Genomic DNA, 17,733 nt, shown 5'->3' on the forward strand with positions numbered 1-17,733 from the left:
TGCTTTGGAAACTAGAAAGTAAATCAGCATTCCAATAAATTTTGATATTTTGATCGTGTTGGTTCGCGGTAAAATGCTCAAACTCTCGAATATCAGGCAAGAAAAATAAGTAGTTGTAACTTGCGACTTCTTCATAATCGTCATTGACTTCTAGCACATTTGGTGTAATAGTTCTTACACCACCAGATAGATAAAATTTAGATGTCAGAAAAGGCGAAGTATCGTGTCTCTGCTCAAAAATCACTGCCTCAGAAAACTCATTGTCACAGATTACTAGCTCAAGGTTATGGCGAAGAAAAGTCCAGCGAAAGCTGCTTTGACCAAACCAAGTAGATAATTGTGATTTTCCCTCATAGTCATTAAACAACTGCACATCCTCGCAAAATTCCCCAAAGTCTTCTGTCCCAGTTAGACGAATAGTCATGGTAATACTCTTAACTACTTCTTGAGAAATAGTATCTATTAGTAGGGAGAGCGATTGCAACTGCAAAAATTGTGCAACAAGAGTACGATCGCATAGCTGTCCAATTTAGGCGATCGCCTTTGATTTCTGCTGCGTGAGCGCCAAACCACTGAGTAAATAAAAATGCTAACTCCTAAAGCTTTAAATTGAAGTTCTATCAAATGCTATTTTTTGTAGTCGGTTTTGCTCGATAGCGATACCACCACATCACAAAGCCAGTGATGAACAGAATTAACGGAGCCAGACCAAGGAAGATGTAGAGAATGCGGGTGGGTAAGCCGCCGAAGGTGCCGAAGTGCAGTGGCTGGAAGGAATTAAGAATCTTGTCGCCTAACGATGCCTTTAACGAATTTTCAACTCGTAAAACTTGACCACTGTATTGATCCAGATAGACATTGCTCATACCGTATTCCAGCTGCTCTTGGGGGAGCTTCATGCGCAATCGCAGAGGCGCTTTCGGATCTGTCGTTAAGTCAATGCTCCGCAATGCTCCGTCGGGTAGGGCAAGTTGAGCCGTTTTTATCTGCTGGCTCAAAGGTAGAGGAGATTGACCTGCTAACGGCACAGAGAGAAGCTCAGGCAGCGAAGGACTGAAGGTAATGGCACGAATCAGAGGGTCAACATCGCCCAAATTCCAGGCAAATCCAGTGAAAAATGTCAACAGTAAAAATATGGCGGTAGTAATACCAGATACCTTGTGTAGATCGAAGTTAAGCCGCTTGGGGTGGGCAGACCACTTAATTTTGAAGCCTGCCATCAGCTTGCGCCAACCGGGCCACAAGATAATTCCCGTGGTTACAACGATGCACATCAGCAAACCCACAACACCGAGAATCTGTAAACCCAGATCGCCCAATTTCAACGAGGTGTGGAGTTGATAAACAATCTGGAGAAAGTGCTGTACGGCATTGGGATGCAGACTGTTGCCCAGAATTGCCCCCGTATAAGGGTTGACGTAGACTTCTACCCAATCGTTGCCCGGAATTGAGATGACGACATTAAAGAAATCATCCGGTTTAGTTGGGAAATAAACCCTTTGTAATGCCATTTCTGGCTGGTTAACATAGGCAGCTTTGACAATATCCAGGACAACTTCCAGCGAGAAGCGATCGCCTTTGGGGAAGATAGCGCCAAACTGTTGATGCAGTTGAAACTCGTTGATTTCGCGCTGAAAAACGATCAGGCTGCCAGTTAAGCCAACCAGGATCGCAATCAATCCGATCGCAAAACCCAGGATGCGATGCAGAACAAAAGTCAGATGACGGAGCTTTTTCGCGGACATGGTAGAGACTACTTGAGCAAAAACAACAGCATATTAAGCAGCAGAAATCAAAGTGAGCAAAACCGCACGGTTTCTGAATCTGATAATCGTAAACTTGCACGATTTCTTCAGAAGACGTTGTTTATTATGTCGGCGACTGCACTAATAACAATTGGTCGTTCTTGGCTGGATTCTCTATCTCACTTACTTGCCGAATTTGTCGGATTGCATCAACAGTCTGTCCTTTGATAATCAGGCGTGTTTGTTGAGTAAAGTCTTCCTTAGCGTCGGTGCACACTGTACTCTTATGAACTCTAAGTGATGATATTTCCTCACTTCTAGTAGGTTCTGTCACCAACACCACGAGCGCACCTGTCAGCAATAGACCAAGAACAAACTGTTTAGACTTCATTATTGTTTTGTGACTCCGTTACACCACTCAATGTCTAGTTGACAACTACTAGCATTTAAAGAGTATTGAAATCTATTCGCATTAAAAAAGCAAGCTGAATGAAATAAAAACAAATAATAATTTACACAATCGTAGGAAAATTTCAATAATACTACTGCTTTTAAAGAGTATTAATTCATACAACAACCCTTGTAGTGTAAAGTCGATATTTTGTACCTAATCGTATGTAATAACTCAGATGTTAATATCACTTCTGCTTTATTTTTGTTTTTACTCCCTTTTGGTCGTCCTCGCCCCCGTTTTTCTTTGGGTTTTACTTTTTTAATTGCGGGCGTACTATTTGTTTGATTATCACTTTTAATTATCTGTTCTATCTGAATAGGAAATGACTGCCTTCTTTCAACACTAACTAATGATAAAGCAAAGAAGGATAGACCTAATATTGGTTTGCTTGGTAGGCAAGAATTGAATCTATCTAACCCATAAGTCTGTTTACCCGATTTACTGACTACAACTTCATCTCTAGCAAGTAGATATACTTCATTTTCTCGCCACAAATGTTTACGAAAAAATAGCCAAAATAATGTCGCCCTTGGTATTACTGTCCCAAAGAATCTCAGCATCGTCCGATAACTACTACTAGCGCCTGTCCAACGGGAGATTCCCAACATGTGACTCGACCGCTCATCGATAACATGGACAGGATTATTTGGTTCAATTACCGCATTGTTATATATTTATCTGCGGTAACAGGCATTGTAGTAGTGATAGGATATCGAGCATGGGCTGGAGAGTAGCTTTTGAGTTGTCGTTGTGAGAGACAATAACTCTACTACGTCAGCCCTCTCTCTTCATACTCTTTTTTTGGTGAAGGTATTGTTAATCAAACATTAATTACATGGAACAAGTCATTACTTCAATGGCAGATGCTTTGTTAATAACCAGTAATTCCGGAAAAATAAAAAAAGTAAATCGTGCTGCTCAAAAATTATTTGGTTTTCAGGAAGAAGAATTAATAAATCAACCAATATCACTAATAATTGATGAGGATCAGCTTTTAATAAAAACGATTTATCAAAATTCTTATTTAAAGCGTAATTCCCAGAATATAGAAGTAGTTTGCCGAACAAAAACTAGAGAAAAACTGTTGATTGCTTTTTCTTGCTCAGTAATTCCAAAAAAAACAGAAGGGCTAGAAGATATTGTCTACATTGGGCGGGATATTACTGCTTGGCAACGCCGGGAACAGCGTACAAGTGCCCAGTATGCTATTACTCGCATATTATCAGAATCACAGAGCATAAAGCAGGGAATTCCACAAATTTTGCAGTCGATTTGTCAAAACTTGGGATGGGATTTAGGCGAACTTTGGACACCAAGCCAATATATTGGCACTTCGGTACAAGGAGATAGTCTCAATGCAGTATTAAGGTGTGTGGAAATTTGGTCAAGTCGATTAGTTTCTGTCCGAGAGTTTAAAGCAATCACCTGGCAAACTACTTATACACCTAGTGTTGGCTTACCTGGTCGAATTTGGATCAGACGTTTGCCTTTGTGGATTAAAGATATCACAGTAGATGGAGATCAAAGGCGATCGCTACCGGCTGCGGAGGCTGGATTGCACGCAGCTTTTGGCTTTCCCATTTTAGACGATAGTGAAATCTTAGGAGTAATGCTTTTCTTTAGCCGGGAGTTACTATCAAAAGATAAAGACCTATTGCAAATGATGGATTCTATTGGTAGCCAAATTGCCCAATTTATCAAACGCAAACAAGCAGAAGATGCTCTTGTAGAAAGTGAAGAGCGATATCGAGATTTATTTGAAAATGCTAATGACTTGATTCAATCTGTCAATCCATCTGGTCGTTTTTTGTATGTCAATCGTGCATGGCGAGAAACTTTGGGATATAGCGAAGCTGAAATTGTGAATATGAGTATTTTCGATATTATAGATCCAGAGTTTAAACAAAGCAGTTTGCAAAGATTTTATCGCGTGCTATCAGGAGAAAAGTTTGGGCAAATAACAACTATATTCGTTACTAAAGACGGTCAAACAATATTTTTAGAAGGTAATATTAATTGTAAATTTGTTGAAGGTCATCCAGTTGCGATTCGCGGCATTTTTCGCAATGTAACCCAGCGAGTAGCAGCAGAAGAAGCACTTCGCTATCAGCAAGAAGAAACCGAACGTTTATTGCTGAATATTTTGCCAGTCGCAATTTCTAGAGAAGTGAAAGAACAACCAGATAGCATTGCCGAAGACTTTGCTGATGTCACAGTTTTATTTGCAGATATCGTCGGCTTGACCGAAATTGCTACTTCTATAAGTGCAATTCAACTGCTAAACCTACTCAACTCAATTTTCTCAGTTTTTGATCGCCTCACCGAACGATATAGTTTAGAGAGAATCAGAACCATTAACGATGCTTATGTGGTGGTTGGTGGCTTACCTACACGCCGCCAAGATCGTGCTCAAGCGATCGCTCTGATGGCACTAGATATGCAAACTGCGATCGCTCTATTTAATACTGAGAATAACCAAAATTTCAGCATCCGTATCGGTATCCATAGCGGTTCAGTAATGGGGGGAGTCATCGATCTCAATAAGTTTACTTATGAATGTAAAGACACAGTAAACATCGCTAGCTGTATGGAATCCCAAGGTATTGCTGGTAAAATCCAGGTTACAGAAAATACTTATAAATGCTTGTGTGATGAATTTGTATTTGAAAAACGAGGCGAAATTGAAGTTAAAGGCAAAGGGAAGATGATAACTTATTTGTTGATTGGACGGAAGAAATGAGGGCATTGCCAAAGAGAAGGCAGAAGGCAGGAGGCAGAAGTTCTTTAATGCGTGAATTTTGAATTTTGAATTGATTTCTCCTCCTGCCTATGTCCCTTAATGAGTATTCGGAATCAGCCGACCACAGGGATAAGTTGCTGTTTGCTGTGAAGCACTTTCGGCAACTGCTGCTGGAATCCGATCCGATGGTTGGGTTTTGGCTGCTAGATAGTCTTTTTGCAGTTTCTCTAAAATGGCTTCTCGCCTGTCATACACGCGCTTCAGGGGACGAGGCTGGCATTTGTTTAACACATACGCACTCACCAGTGGTAGAGCGATCGTGCTATCGGTATAACAAACGATTGTGTTAGGTAACTCATCGGGGTCAATCTTACCCCAACTGACAGCTTCCGATGGGGTTGCTCCAGATAAACCGCCTGTATCTGGACGTGCATCGGTAAACTGCACAAAGTAATCGTGTCCTCGTTCTTCCAACCCCAAGACTTCGTGAAGTTGGGGCTGAGTTTGTAGCAAAAAGTTTTTAGGACTACCGCCACCAAGAATTACAGCCGCACTTTTACCTCCTGATTCACGGGCATTATATGCGATCGCTGCTGTCTCATTCACGTCAATTGATGGATCTATCACCAACTGCGAACCTTCCAATGCTAAAGCCGCCACGTTCATCCCAATTGAGCTATCTCCTGGAGAAGACGTATAAATCGGTACGCCATATTCATAAGCTGTAGCTAGCAAGCAGGAATGCTGCACACCCAATTGCTTTTCTACTTCTCGGACATATTTACCTAGTAAATAGTGAAATTCAGCCGTTCCCATCCGCTTTTGAAACGCTTCTCCTTGCAGAATCTTGCGGATGAACGCATCAGTTTCTAGCAGCACATCGTAACCAAAGATAATGTCATAAATGCGGATCGTGCCTTCTTGTCGCAGTTTCACATCATCCAAAAACGGATTACCAGCAAAGAGTTCAAAACCCAAACCATAGTGCATATCGTGGTAAAGATTTGCACCAGTGCTAATCATCCAGTCAATAAAGCCGTTGCGAATTAAGGGTGCAAGCACTGAAACCCCAAATCCTGCTGGCGTCATCGCACCAGAGAGGCTAACTCCCACCGTGACACCTTCTGTTAGTACATCGCGACTCAGTAGTTGGCAGATTTCCCGCAACCGCGCTGAGTTGTAAGCGGTGAAATATTGATCGATTAAATCCACTACATTGATATCATTTGATATTGGTGTAGGTGCAATTTTTTGACCCAGCTGTTTAGACATTTTGGCACTCCCGAACAGTAAACACGCCGAATCTAATGGTATCTAGCTTTCAGCCAAAGTGATAGCAATACTTTTTGATCGCTAACTTGAAAAAGCAAGTGAGGCGTAGGAGAAGAAACCTTTTTCATCCCTTTGGGGATTTTCCGTTATACCAATTCAATTAATGATTGCAACACATCCTTGGGTAAAGACGCGATGAATCGCGTCTCTACAAATGGTCTATTTGTCGCATTTTTTTAAAATTGGTATGACCTCGCGGTTACAGCAGTTTGATAACACTGCCGTCACCGATTTGCTCCCCCTGTTTGAGGAGTACGGACTAGACGCACTCGGCATTCTTGAAGACGTGGAAATTGGTTTGTAACTTTTTTGGGTGGAATATGAGTCAATTTTGCTAAACTTTCAGTTAGCCTGAAACTCATAACTTATCACTCAGGACTAATGCAAGATAGGCAAGAACAATTTTCGCAAGTGGTAGTGACTGCTGGGCAGATGCGCGATATTGAAAAGCGGATCTTTGCAGCGGGAATGCCTGTAGTTGCTTTGATGGAAAAGGTGGCGGGATTAATTGCTCGTCGCATTTTAGAGATTCTTTCAAACACCGCTTTGTTAAAGGGATCTCGTGTGGGAATTCTTGTCGGCCCCGGTCATAATGGCGGCGATGCTTTAGTCGTAGCCCGTGAATTACACTTTCGCGGGTATGAGGTTTGGATTTATTCTCCTTTTTCTAAACTTAAGGAATTAACCTCGCAGCACTTACAGTATGCCGAGAGTTTGGGCATTCCAATTTATCAAACAATTGAGCAACTGCCAGATTCTGATTTGTTGATTGATGGCTTGTTTGGATTTGGTTTAGAAAGAAACCTGACCGATCCCATCGCCTCTGCAATTAATCAGCTAAATGAATTGTCTGTACCGATTTATAGTATCGATTTACCTTCAGGTTTACACACCGACACAGGCGAAGTATTGGGAACTGCCATTCGCGCCACTCACACATTTTGCTTAGGTTTATGGAAACTCGCTTTCTTCCAAGATCGAGCGTTGGAATATCTTGGTAAAGCTGAATTAATCGATTTCGATATTCCTTTGGCTGATGTGGAAGCTGTTCTCAAAGATGCACCTAAAATTAAACTTATTACACGAGCAAAGGCACTTGTTACTTTACCTTTACCCCGTCCAGCAGTTACTCACAAATATAAGGAAGGACATTTACTGCTGATTTGCGGTTCGCGGCGCTATGCAGGTGGGGCAATTTTAACTGGTTTGGGTGCTAGGGCTAGTGGTGTGGGGATGCTTTCGATTGCCGTACCCGAATCCCTGAAATCTCTTTTGGTGTCACACTTGCCAGAAGCGCTAATTGTTGGTTGTCCAGAGACGGAAAGTGGAGCGATCGCCCACTTACAACTACCAGAGAACACCGATCTAAATTCCTTTAATGCGATCGCTTGTGGCCCCGGTTTAACACGAGATGCTACGCCCATTGTGCAAGAGGTAATTAAAAGCGATGGCTTTGCCAACGCCAAGGGCGAACGCCCTTTGCTTCTTGATGCCGATGGCTTAAATATCCTGGCACAAATGGGAGCGATCGCCACATTAAAAAAACGCCAATCAGTAACCTTACTCACACCCCACACTGGCGAATTTGAACGATTGTTTCCTGATGTCGCCGATGCCAAACATGACAGGGTGCAAGCAGTACAAGAAGCTGCCGCGCAAAGTCAGGCAGTAGTCTTGTTGAAAGGGGCAAGAACTGCGATCGCCAACCCTCAAGGTGCTGTTTGGATTGTTCCTGAGAGCACACCCGCTTTGGCACGTGGCGGTAGCGGCGACGTGTTAACTGGGCTGCTAGGTGGATTGTTGGCGCAAGCAGCAACTAAACAGATTCCCGTAGAAGATATTGTAGCAACTGCTGCTTGGTGGCATTCCCAAGCAGGTATTTTAGCAGCCCAAGAGCGTACCGAATTGGGTGTAGATGCGTTTACATTGACACAATATTTGATAAAAGTTCTAAGTAATTAAACAGCTTTTAACTATGACTCTAAAAACCGTATCGTACACTACTATTTTTTAACGTAGGCGTAGCCCGCCGTAGGCATCGCAAAACTTTTCGGTCTACTGAAAGTAATTTAAACTCAAATATTGAATTTGTATAATTTTAATTGAGAACGGGTAATAAGTAATTTATTTACTATTACCCATTACCAACCTTAACTAACTACCGCTTCCGCTTTTTCCTCAGCTTTTTCTTTCACTAGAACATAAGGTTTTTCTGCACCTTGTACTAAATACTCAGCTAGCTGACTTTCAATTTGATCGCGGACAATTTGGCGATACTCCAGAAAATGCTCGTTGTGGGCGCAAGCAGAAATGTAATGTTCAATAACTCCGGGGTTACGCTTGAGAATGCTGAACAAATGATGCCAGAATTTCCAGCGGGTTTCCCGTTTGATTCCTTGTCGCCAAATCACAATCAGCAACGCTTTTACAACTACCCACTCTGGCATTTTTGCTGGGGCTTTCCAACTTGGTAAGCCCATCATCAAGAAACAGCGATAGGTGCGATCTAAGTACTGTACTGGGTCGTATAAAGTACAGAATGCTTCAATATATTCTCTGGCAAGTTCTTCCAAGGGACGGGTGGGGAGGAAGTTCATCAATGTTGTTTGGTTGATGTTGCCATCTTGATTTTCCCGTAATCGTCCTTCCTTTTTCAGGCGATGCCAAAGCGCAGTATTAGGTAACGCTTGTAACATGGCAAAGGTAGTTGAGGGAATTGCTGCTTGTTCAGCAAAGCGGACAATGCGATCGCCTGCACCTACTTTTTCGCCATCAAACCCAATAATAAACCCAGCCATTGGGCGCAATCCCGCTTTAGTAATGGTTTGCACTGCCTCAGTTAGAGAACTGCGAGTATTTTGAAACTTCTTGGTCATTTGCAAACTATCCTCATCCGGCGTTTCGATTCCCAAAAACACCGCTGAGAAACCACACTCAACCATCAACTCCAACATTTCTTGGTCTTGTGCTAAGTCAACTGAAGCTTCCGTGTCAAATCGGAAGGGATACTTATGTTCTGCCATCCAGACTTTTAACTCTTTGAGCAACAATTTTACATTTCGCTTGTTGCCAATAAAGTTGTCATCTACCATGAACACACCCCGCCGCCAACCCAGTTCATAGAGGTAATCTAACTCTGCTAACAGTTGGGCTGGGGCTTTGGTGCGCGGTTTGCGCCCGTAGAGAACAATAATGTCGCAAAATTCGCACTGGAAGGGACACCCGCGCGAAAACTGCACCGACATCATGTCATAAGCATTCAATTCTAATAAATCAAAGCGGGGTATTGGTGTGCTTGTCACATCAGGTTTTTCTGTGGCGCGGAAAGTCCCAGATGTGTCTCCCCTTTTTATTGCCTCAATAAACATGGGCAGCGTGATTTCCCCTTCATCCAGAATGAGAAAATCTGCGCCAACATTTTCAACTTCATGAGGTACTGAGGTGGGGTAGGGGCCGCCAACTGCGACTAGCTTGCCACGTTTTTTTGCTTCCTGGATTTGCTCAAGTAAATCTTGTTTCTGGACAATCATCGCAGAGAGAATTACTACATCTGCCCACGCCCATTCTGCTTCTGTTGCGGGGCGGATGTTGCGATCAACCAGCTTGAATTCCCACTCTTGGGGCAGAATTGCGGCTACTGTTACTAAACCCAGAGGTGGTAATAAAACCTTGCGATCGACTAACTCCAAAATTTTTTCATAAGACCAAAAGGTTTTGGGAAATATTGGATACACTAACAAGATTCGCATTTAGTATCAATCCTCACACTTTGATTGTTATCCCACTCTAACGAAAATAAAGAGTTATTGACTTTTTATTAAAGTTGTTTTATTTTACCACTGATATTTTTACCTCAAATGGGCAACTGGTACAGCACGGCGTAAATCCAGCTACCATCTCAATTAACCAGACAAGTTGCTCAGAGCAACTAGTTAAAGGTAGCTAAACTTCCGCCACAGTCTACTAGGCTTCTTTAAAAAAACTCCCACATATATAGGAATTATTATCATTTAGCTGTATCGTGAAAAAAGAAGCAAATAAGAAAACAAGTGTAGCGTTTCCGAATAAATCAATCAGATGATCGCACAATGGCTCTCAAAAGCTTTTGCACAAAGTTTCAGGATTCTCCTTACCGTTACATTTGTCAGTACTACATTTCCTGTGGTTGCATCTGAAGATAAGTCCAGTTCTAGTAATCAACCTAACCTTCTTCAAACTGAGATTACACAGCAGGATTTCAAAATCATTGAGCAATTAGTAGCTATTGCTGAACGCAACTCAGCCCAAGTACTGGAAACAAAAGCTGCAATGGGATTGAATGCTTTTAGCGATGTCGTAACTATCGAATTATCTCCGGCTCTAAGTACGATCTCAACATCACCCGATTCCTCATCTGAGCGCTCAAACAGCTTTTCCTTAACCCTCACAGTTGACCCGATTAAATTCATCAGTACTTTTGGGCAGCTTCCTGTTTTGCAAGCTCGTTGGAAGGAAGCTAGACAGCAAAAAAGGTTAGCTATCATCCAATACTATGTTGCTTATCTCCATGCCCGCCAAGCTACTCTAATTGCCACCTATCAAATACAAAAATTTACTGGAGGTTCCGGCATTGCCAGCCTTTATTCCCAAGCAACTTCTTCCAAGAATGTCAATCATCTTGCTAATCCTGATTACATTGCGGCTGCAACGTCTATGTTACAAGCAAACACACGCGAACGATTGACATTGGAAGAACTGGCAGCTTGTGTCGGCTTATCTTCGCAAGAAATGACCGCTATCATTAGCAAAGAATAGATATTTGATCATGCACGTTTAACGCCACTAATTTTTAAAACATCAGTCATGGTTGCACAATAATTTGGCAAGCCGAAACTATCGGGATTGATGAATTTTTCGTATGTAAAATGCCGATAGTTCATGCAAAATCGATCCCAAGCGGCCATCCGAATGCGAAACAGAACAATAATCAAATTAGCCAATGCTATAGATATGGGGATGCGAAAGTAAATCTTTTTGCCCAGATAAGCGCAAACTTCTTTCACTGCTTGATTAGCAGTTAACGGTGCTTGACCTAAAACAAGCCGACGTGGTTGATCGCTTTCGGGAGGATGATTAATTAAATATCGCACGACAGTGGCAATATCTTGTCCGTGGATAAAGTGAAAACTGCCATCTGCTTCCAAAAAGCGAATCAAATTAATATATTTCGTCACTTCTGGAATGCCAGATGTGAGGTGAGAATAGGGTTTATTGGCATCACCACCCAATACTAAAGTCGGAAATACTGTGGTAATTTTAGGTGCGATCGCTAATTTTTCTTTTTTCTCTAAGCACTCATATTTAGAACGGATGTAATCTGTCCCAATTTCCCCAGCTTCTTTTAATGGTTGATTGTAGCGATCCAAAACGCTAGCTGTCGAAAAATAAATCACCTGTTGGCAACGTTCTGGATCTAGCAGTTCGAGCAACTCTATAGTCTTGACGACATTAATATCAAATGTCTCATCACCACCCCAAGCTGTGGCTGTGAGTACCGCCGTATCAATTGTGGATAGCAAATCGGCAAACTGGCGAATATTTTGCATATCACCTTGTAAAATGTTGATGCCTGAACGTACCTTGGTATCAACTTGCAGTTTGCTTGGGTTCCTAACGAGTAGATACAGTTCACAATCTGTTTCTTTAATTAAGGCTTCTGTTAAATAATGACCTACACAACCACTTGCACCAGTCACTAAAATCCGTTTCTGGTTCATAAAGAATTTTTCAAAATTTAGGAGTTAAAAGTGAAGAATTAAAAATAAAGTTAAAAGTTCCGAATCAGGAGTTAAAAATAAAGTTATGAGTTAGAAGCGAGGAGTTAAAAATAACTCTGCACCTCACAACTAATAACTTCATAACTCGTAACTCCTAACTCTTAACTCATAACCCATAACTCCTAACCCTTAACTCCTGCAAGATTCAATTCTTTTGCAGTTTCAAAGAAGAAAGCGACATTTTCTTCGGGAGTTTCTGGTAAGACACCGTGACCGAGATTGAGAATATGACCCCAATTGCCGGCTTTGCGAACGGTATCGAGAATGCGATCGCGGATAAACTGTTTAGAGCCGAATAGCACGCCTGGATCAAGATTTCCTTGAACTTTCACTTGCTTACCCAATCTGGCTCTTGCGTCTGCCATATCTACAGCCCAGTCTACACTGACAATATCAGCACCAGATTGTCCCATTCTTTCCAACACACCTGCACTACCGCTAACTAGCAAAATCAAAGGTGTATCGGGATGGGTTTGCTTGACTTGCTGGAAAACTCTCTGCTGATAGGGGAGAGCAAAGGTATCATAATCTTGAGGACTCAATTGACCCGCCCAAGAATCGAACATTTGCACAACTTGAGCGCCAGAGTCAATTTGGTAGCGGGCATAGATGGCGATCGCATCTGCTAATTTAGCTAACAGTTGATGCAATATCGTCGGATCTGAAAATGCCAGATTTTTGATAATGGAGTAGGTTTTAGAACCTTTTCCCTCAACTGCATAAGCTGCTAATGTCCACGGCGCACCCACAAAGCCCAACACCGTTGATTTATCGCCTACTTCCGAACGCAGCGCTTGCAAAATTGTTTTGATAAATGGTAGAGCTGCTTCTGGTTCTAAAGGATGCAGAGCATCGATTTGTTCTTGAGTGCGGAGGGGCGAATGAATGATTGGCCCTTTACCTTCGGCAATATCCATGTCAATGCCCAAACCAGGTAATGGGGTGACAATATCAGAAAACAAAATTACTCCGTCTGGTTGGAAAGCTCTCCACGGTTGCAAGGAAACTTCAATTGCTACTTCTGGAATTTCCGAGCGATCGCGAAACGAAGGATACTTCTCTCTTAAGTCTCGATATGCTTTCATATATCGTCCCGCTTGTCGCATCATCCATACAGGGGGACGATCTACTACTTCACCACGAGCAGCCCGTAAGAGATGAGGAGTTGTTAAAGAAACACCCATTTATTACTTCATCCTATTTATGCCACTGTTTAGCTTATCATTCTGGGATTACGCTTTTCCAGCACGTTGTTAAGAAAAGGTGAGTAGCAAGGCATAAAGTAATATTATTTTATAATATTTTGATTATTGGATATAAGCGCTCGGTTGGCTTGACTACAGTAATTAATGCCACTAAGTGCCACAAATTATTCTTTTTTTAGCTTATCCGATGAAATCATCGCTTTGAGTCCCACGTAGAAATGCACCTCTGACTTATACATCAAGGGAACGCATCAGGAAAACTGCATGATAAATAACAAATGTGTCTCTACGCTTGACGTAGAGACACATCCTTAAGGGTTTTCAATCGGTATCGCGATCAATTTATCCTTTCACTGTCGCTTTATGTTGTGAGCGTTTGAAAAGTGAAGTCATACCACAAGCACCTATTGCTAACACACCTAACATCGCACTAGGTTCGGGAACGCTCTCGGCTAGTCTATAAGCGTGGTTATCTGTTTCAAAAGCAATACCATTTGAGCGCATCACAACTCGGTCAAATGTTTCTCCTGTATCAGCTACAAGATTGACAAACATATTAGCTTGAGAGCTAGTCCAACTACCATCAGCTATAGCAGTTGGCACATCTGCACCACTAAAACTCTTTAACAACTGATTGCCTTTGTAAATGTCAACAAAGTTGTAACTATCCAATGAGCCTGCATAAAAACCGAAGTAATTAACAGCTTTTTTGAAGTTAATATTAACAAAACCACTGTCACCTGCAACATTACTACCTGATGGAGAAATTGTTAGATATTTGGTGTTATCCCCAGAAGGTGAGGCGTATTGACCAGATACACTACCTTGAACAATGTTAGAAGTAATATTAGAGTAAGTAACAAATCCATTAGGATCGTTTGCTGTGCCATCGTCAAAGGTGACAGTTTTGGCATCAGCGTAGCTAGAAAACGGGCCACTGTTGACTTGCATCGTCACAGCACTAGCTGGATTTGCACTCATGATCGCAATAGTTGTTCCGATTAAAGCCAATGATAATTTTTGCAGCATTCTAGTAATAAACATTGAAGAACACAAAGAGAATTAGGACTGAACTTTTCTTTAAACTTAGCTATGAAAAACTGGTTTTATTATTCCAAAAACCTAGAAAAAAAATTGCAAAGATTATTTTTTCTATATGACTGTTGTTGGATATCACAAGCTTAAAGATGTAAGTGTGTCTTCATACTTTGTAATCCTATTTTGACTTTTATAAGTGACAAAAGATACGGTGTATATACTAAAATGTTTTTAAAGATTAAGTGAAGGTTATTGCGCAATTGTAGTGGGCAGAACAAACATATCTAAATTACTCTTGATCGCAACCAAAATTAAGAATCAACAAAAAATCACCATTTCTGGTTTGGTTTAGTTTCCAAGACTCAAAGCGATGTCTACGATGGACTACCTCTAAATCTTTAAGAATAAAGATAAATTAATGAGATTAATTCCGGCTCTATTGACAATAGACTGCTATTATTGACATAGTATCCTCGCCTTGGGCAAGTGGCGAGTGGCGAGTGGGGAATGGAAAATAGGGACTGGTGATTGAGAAATAGGGTAAAACAAGAATCAATATTTAATTGAGAATTGGGCATTGGGCATTAGTTATTCTCCCTCTGCTCCCTATCTCCGTAATTTCCCTATTCCCTCACTCCTCTAACTTCTTATGCAAACTGACTCTAACAGTCCTGATAATCTTGCATCTGCTAATAATGAGCCTAATCCAAGAAAGTATTTGATTCCGCGATCGCAGCGACAGAGGTTCTTTGTTCAGTTTACCTTAATGACCCTCATCGGATGGGTTGTGGGTGGCGTTGCTAGTATCGCTTTAGAGAAAATAGTTCTCCAAAGTCTCTCACCTAACGTTGCTATCCAACCACAAGCATGGAGCATTTTGGTTAGAAGTCTCAGTAACGTTGTATTTGCCGTGATTTTCGCCGCCGATCAAGCCCTTGTTATTTACCGATATTTACTGAGTTGGCAGTGGCTATTTGCTACTAGTGTAGGTTGGCTGATTGCCAATGGTGTTTCTACAGCCTGGATTAACTACATTTCAACCATTGCCTCATCATCTTCTGAAGATACTTTGATTTTTGGATTTTTGTCTGCGATCGCATATATAATCTCTGGAATTTGGCTAGGGATTTGCCAATGGCTGGTATTGAGGCGATATACAGCAGACATTTGGTGGTGGAATTTTTTACCCTCAATTTCTTTCTTCTGGATCACTATTTTGGTTTGGTTGCTTTTTCTTATGCAAAATTTGATTCCAGAAACTTACCGTACTCCCATACTATATTGGAGTGGACAAGGATTGACAGCAGTTATTTTGGGAGCCATACCAGCAATTGGTTTGTGTACATTGAAAAGAAATTTACATTCCAAAACTGGAGTCTCTTCCTGACTTTTATCGATATATTCTATAACCTTAATATTTATGACTCGCCCGCGCATTCTTCAACTTGGTCAAAGTTATACATTTAATAAGTATTTTGAATTACCCTATGCCCCAGCAGATATCTTGGCGGAACTGGGATGTAGTTACGAACGCGCATCGCTACAACTACCACAATATTCAGGTGTAATTGACTATTTAGAGTTTTTACAGCGTTACTTACGGCGCAATATCATGTGCGTAAATACTATCAGTGAAGCTGCAAAACGTGAAGTTTTAATTGCTCCTATTTTGTTGGAAATTTGCGACCAAACGCAAACTCAACTAAACATTGAGTACCCCATTAATGTTAGCGAACAACTCAAAGGAAGTTTTGATTACTATATTTCATCTTCCAATTCACTATTAGTAGTTGAAGCCAAGCAATCTGATTTAAGTCGGGGGTTTACTCAACTGGCAATTGAATTGATAGCACTCGACCAATGGACAGATTCTCAAACCCCAACTTTGTATGGTGCTGTAACAAATGGTGAAGATTGGCGATTTGGAATATTTTATCGGCAAGATAAACGGGTCATGCAAGATATTAAACTTTATCGCGTTCCAGAAGGTTTGGAAGAATTAGTGCGAGTACTTGTAGGAATTCTTACCAATGCTAATAGTTAATTATGTACTCAAGCTTGAGCTACCCAGTCCCATTTAATTGCTATCCCAAATGGTTTCTAAACGCTCTTGTGCTATCTTAAGAGCTTTTTCGGGAGACTCACCCAGCAATGTCGCCTCGATAGCTCGACCAAGACTGTCAGAAAGACGGCTATATCCAGCAATAATCGGTCGAGCGCCAGCCAGAGGAATTTGTTCCATAAACACTTTTAACCAAGGTTTTTGCTTGATGAATTGCTGATAAGCTTCACTTTGAGCAGCTTTAAGATTAACTGGTAAAAAACCGGTGCCGATACTCCATTCTTTTTGGAATTCTTCACTCAAAACATATTCTAAAAATTTGAGTGCGGCTTGCTCTCTGACTGGTGTAGTCTTCATTACATACAGATTTCCGCCACCTGTCACCGTAGCTTGACTAACATTTGCAGGTATGGGAAATGCGTCGTAATCAACTTTAGATTTAGTGATATAACTCCAAGGGCCTGTAATTTGCATAGCAACGCGACCCGCTATAAAAGCATCCTCTTCATAACCCCGCTCTGGAGAAGAAAGCATGGCTGAACCATCTTTTAATAGCTCTTGCCAGAATTGTAAGGCTTTCAGCGCTCCAGCATTTGTTAAATCTGGTCGGTTGTTTGTCAGTACTTCTCCTCCAGCGCTCAGTAAAAAAGAAAACCAGCTAAAAACAGTCCATTCTCCCTTCCCTAAAGGCAGTGTAATTCCGTACTGCTCTGGTCGGTTGTCGCCATTGCGGTCTATGGTTAATTTTTTGGCAACTTCCCTCAATTCTTCCCAAGTCTTGGGCATTTGCGTAATTCCCGCACCTTGGAAAAGCTTAGGCCTATAAAAAATGCCTATATTGCTTGTGTACAACGGGGCTGACCAAAGATGACCATCTAATTGCAATTCCTCAAGTAGGTTAGCGCTGATTTCTGACTTTATGGGTAATTTGTCCAACCAATCTTCTAAAGGTATAACTGCCCTTAAATCTACCAACTGACCTGTAATTTGCGGGTAGAATGCCAAGATATCTGGAGGCGCATTACCCACAACCGCAGTTAATATTTTTGGCAATTGGGGTTGAGCTAAAAAGATAGATTCTACCTTGATATCAGGATGAGTCTGATTAAATTGGTCTACCAGTTTTTCAAACACATCTCGATTTGCAGGGGGATTGATTGCTTGCCACAAGGTTAAATGAATTACTCCATCATCCCTCTGTGCTATTCCCTGACAACCAGATAACAATATAAGAAACGAACTTAGAACAATCCCTAAAAGTAACATTTGCCAAACAGAAGTAATGAGCCGACGAGAATAATGGCTTATTTGGGATAAAAAAAGGATAATCTTCATGCCAGG

Annotated in this window: 13 protein-coding genes and 2 pseudogenes; 5 read left to right on the forward strand and 10 right to left on the reverse strand. The window is 41.4% G+C overall.

The features are described from left to right. The 4 genes and pseudogenes from HWQ58_RS38040 to HWQ58_RS38055 form a co-directional block, all read right to left on the reverse strand. A pseudogene (locus tag HWQ58_RS38040) lies at positions 1-424 on the reverse strand (hypothetical protein); the annotation flags it as partial. 196 nt (positions 425-620) lie between these two features. After that, positions 621-1,745: a PepSY-associated TM helix domain-containing protein gene (locus tag HWQ58_RS38045; protein WP_292873991.1), complete on the reverse strand. Its 1,125-nt coding sequence runs from the start codon at positions 1,743-1,745 to the stop codon at positions 621-623. A 124-nt stretch (positions 1,746-1,869) separates the two neighbouring features. Then, positions 1,870-2,136, reverse strand: a complete 267-nt coding sequence (locus HWQ58_RS38050) for a hypothetical protein (protein ID WP_292873993.1) — start codon at positions 2,134-2,136, stop codon at positions 1,870-1,872. A 227-nt stretch (positions 2,137-2,363) separates the two neighbouring features. Beyond that, a pseudogene (locus HWQ58_RS38055) lies at positions 2,364-2,919 on the reverse strand (transposase); the annotation flags it as partial. Between the two features lie 115 nt (positions 2,920-3,034). Between HWQ58_RS38055 and HWQ58_RS38060 the strand changes: the two are divergent. After that, positions 3,035-4,939: an adenylate/guanylate cyclase domain-containing protein gene (locus HWQ58_RS38060; RefSeq protein ID WP_292873995.1), complete on the forward strand. Its 1,905-nt coding sequence runs from the start codon at positions 3,035-3,037 to the stop codon at positions 4,937-4,939. Between the two features lie 96 nt (positions 4,940-5,035). Here the strand turns inward: HWQ58_RS38060 and speY are convergent, their stop codons facing one another. Beyond that, positions 5,036-6,211, reverse strand: coding sequence for a deoxyhypusine synthase (speY, locus tag HWQ58_RS38065; protein WP_292873997.1), 1,176 nt, complete (start codon positions 6,209-6,211; stop codon positions 5,036-5,038). Positions 6,212-6,652: 441 nt separating this feature from the next. On the opposite strand from speY, the gene HWQ58_RS38070 reads away from it, so the two are divergent. Beyond that, entirely contained in the window at positions 6,653-8,233 is a 1,581-nt protein-coding gene (locus HWQ58_RS38070; protein WP_292873999.1) for an NAD(P)H-hydrate dehydratase, read from the forward strand. Positions 8,234-8,421: 188 nt separating this feature from the next. On the opposite strand, the gene HWQ58_RS38075 is transcribed toward HWQ58_RS38070, so the two are convergent. Then, on the reverse strand, positions 8,422-10,020 hold the full coding sequence (locus HWQ58_RS38075; RefSeq protein ID WP_292874001.1) for a B12-binding domain-containing radical SAM protein: 1,599 nt from the start codon (positions 10,018-10,020) through the stop codon (positions 8,422-8,424). A 328-nt stretch (positions 10,021-10,348) separates the two neighbouring features. Here HWQ58_RS38075 and HWQ58_RS38080 point away from each other — a divergent pair, with 328 nt between their 5' ends. Beyond that, the gene (locus HWQ58_RS38080; RefSeq protein ID WP_292874003.1) at positions 10,349-11,065 is read left to right on the forward strand and encodes a hypothetical protein; all 717 of its coding nucleotides are present in this window, start codon (positions 10,349-10,351) and stop codon (positions 11,063-11,065) included. An 8-nt stretch (positions 11,066-11,073) separates the two neighbouring features. On the opposite strand, the gene HWQ58_RS38085 is transcribed toward HWQ58_RS38080, so the two are convergent. The 3 genes from HWQ58_RS38085 to HWQ58_RS38095 form a co-directional block, all read right to left on the reverse strand. Next, positions 11,074-12,027, reverse strand: a complete 954-nt coding sequence (locus HWQ58_RS38085) for an NAD(P)-dependent oxidoreductase (protein ID WP_292874005.1) — start codon at positions 12,025-12,027, stop codon at positions 11,074-11,076. A 182-nt stretch (positions 12,028-12,209) separates the two neighbouring features. Continuing rightward, entirely contained in the window at positions 12,210-13,271 is a 1,062-nt protein-coding gene (gene hemE, locus HWQ58_RS38090; RefSeq protein WP_292874007.1) for a uroporphyrinogen decarboxylase, read from the reverse strand. Positions 13,272-13,634: 363 nt separating this feature from the next. Further along, positions 13,635-14,336 carry a PEP-CTERM sorting domain-containing protein gene (locus HWQ58_RS38095; RefSeq protein WP_292874009.1) on the reverse strand — a complete coding sequence of 234 codons (702 nt, stop codon included), beginning with the start codon at positions 14,334-14,336 and terminating at the stop codon, positions 13,635-13,637. A 643-nt stretch (positions 14,337-14,979) separates the two neighbouring features. Here HWQ58_RS38095 and HWQ58_RS38100 point away from each other — a divergent pair. Together HWQ58_RS38100 and HWQ58_RS38105 are read left to right on the forward strand one after the other, a co-directional pair. After that, positions 14,980-15,717: a hypothetical protein gene (locus tag HWQ58_RS38100; protein ID WP_292874011.1), complete on the forward strand. Its 738-nt coding sequence runs from the start codon at positions 14,980-14,982 to the stop codon at positions 15,715-15,717. Positions 15,718-15,750: 33 nt separating this feature from the next. After that, positions 15,751-16,374, forward strand: coding sequence for a hypothetical protein (locus HWQ58_RS38105; RefSeq protein WP_292874013.1), 624 nt, complete (start codon positions 15,751-15,753; stop codon positions 16,372-16,374). A 33-nt stretch (positions 16,375-16,407) separates the two neighbouring features. Here HWQ58_RS38105 and HWQ58_RS38110 read toward each other — a convergent pair whose 3' ends face one another. Further along, positions 16,408-17,727 carry an ABC transporter substrate-binding protein gene (locus tag HWQ58_RS38110; RefSeq protein ID WP_292874015.1) on the reverse strand — a complete coding sequence of 440 codons (1,320 nt, stop codon included), beginning with the start codon at positions 17,725-17,727 and terminating at the stop codon, positions 16,408-16,410. Between the last annotated feature and the right edge of the window lie 6 nt (positions 17,728-17,733).

Source organism: Nostoc sp. LPT (assembly GCF_017115165.1).
Taxonomy (GTDB): Bacteria; Cyanobacteriota; Cyanobacteriia; order Cyanobacteriales; family Nostocaceae; genus Nostoc.

Excerpts from the sequence above, each read along its gene's own strand:
- HWQ58_RS38070 (WP_292873999.1), top strand. The coding sequence starts at position 6,653 with ATGCAAGATAGGCAAGAACAATTTTCGCAAGTGGTAGTGACTGCTGGG.
- hemE (WP_292874007.1), bottom strand. The coding sequence starts at position 13,271 with ATGGGTGTTTCTTTAACAACTCCTCATCTCTTACGGGCTGCTCGTGGT.
- HWQ58_RS38080 (WP_292874003.1), top strand. The coding sequence starts at position 10,349 with ATGATCGCACAATGGCTCTCAAAAGCTTTTGCACAAAGTTTCAGGATT.
- HWQ58_RS38095 (WP_292874009.1), bottom strand. The coding sequence starts at position 14,336 with ATGTTTATTACTAGAATGCTGCAAAAATTATCATTGGCTTTAATCGGA.
- HWQ58_RS38085 (WP_292874005.1), bottom strand. The coding sequence starts at position 12,027 with ATGAACCAGAAACGGATTTTAGTGACTGGTGCAAGTGGTTGTGTAGGT.
- HWQ58_RS38075 (WP_292874001.1), bottom strand. The coding sequence starts at position 10,020 with ATGCGAATCTTGTTAGTGTATCCAATATTTCCCAAAACCTTTTGGTCT.
- HWQ58_RS38045 (WP_292873991.1), bottom strand. The coding sequence starts at position 1,745 with ATGTCCGCGAAAAAGCTCCGTCATCTGACTTTTGTTCTGCATCGCATC.
- HWQ58_RS38110 (WP_292874015.1), bottom strand. The coding sequence starts at position 17,727 with ATGAAGATTATCCTTTTTTTATCCCAAATAAGCCATTATTCTCGTCGG.
- speY (WP_292873997.1), bottom strand. The coding sequence starts at position 6,211 with ATGTCTAAACAGCTGGGTCAAAAAATTGCACCTACACCAATATCAAAT.
- HWQ58_RS38100 (WP_292874011.1), top strand. The coding sequence starts at position 14,980 with ATGCAAACTGACTCTAACAGTCCTGATAATCTTGCATCTGCTAATAAT.
- HWQ58_RS38105 (WP_292874013.1), top strand. The coding sequence starts at position 15,751 with ATGACTCGCCCGCGCATTCTTCAACTTGGTCAAAGTTATACATTTAAT.
- HWQ58_RS38060 (WP_292873995.1), top strand. The coding sequence starts at position 3,035 with ATGGAACAAGTCATTACTTCAATGGCAGATGCTTTGTTAATAACCAGT.
- HWQ58_RS38050 (WP_292873993.1), bottom strand. The coding sequence starts at position 2,136 with ATGAAGTCTAAACAGTTTGTTCTTGGTCTATTGCTGACAGGTGCGCTC.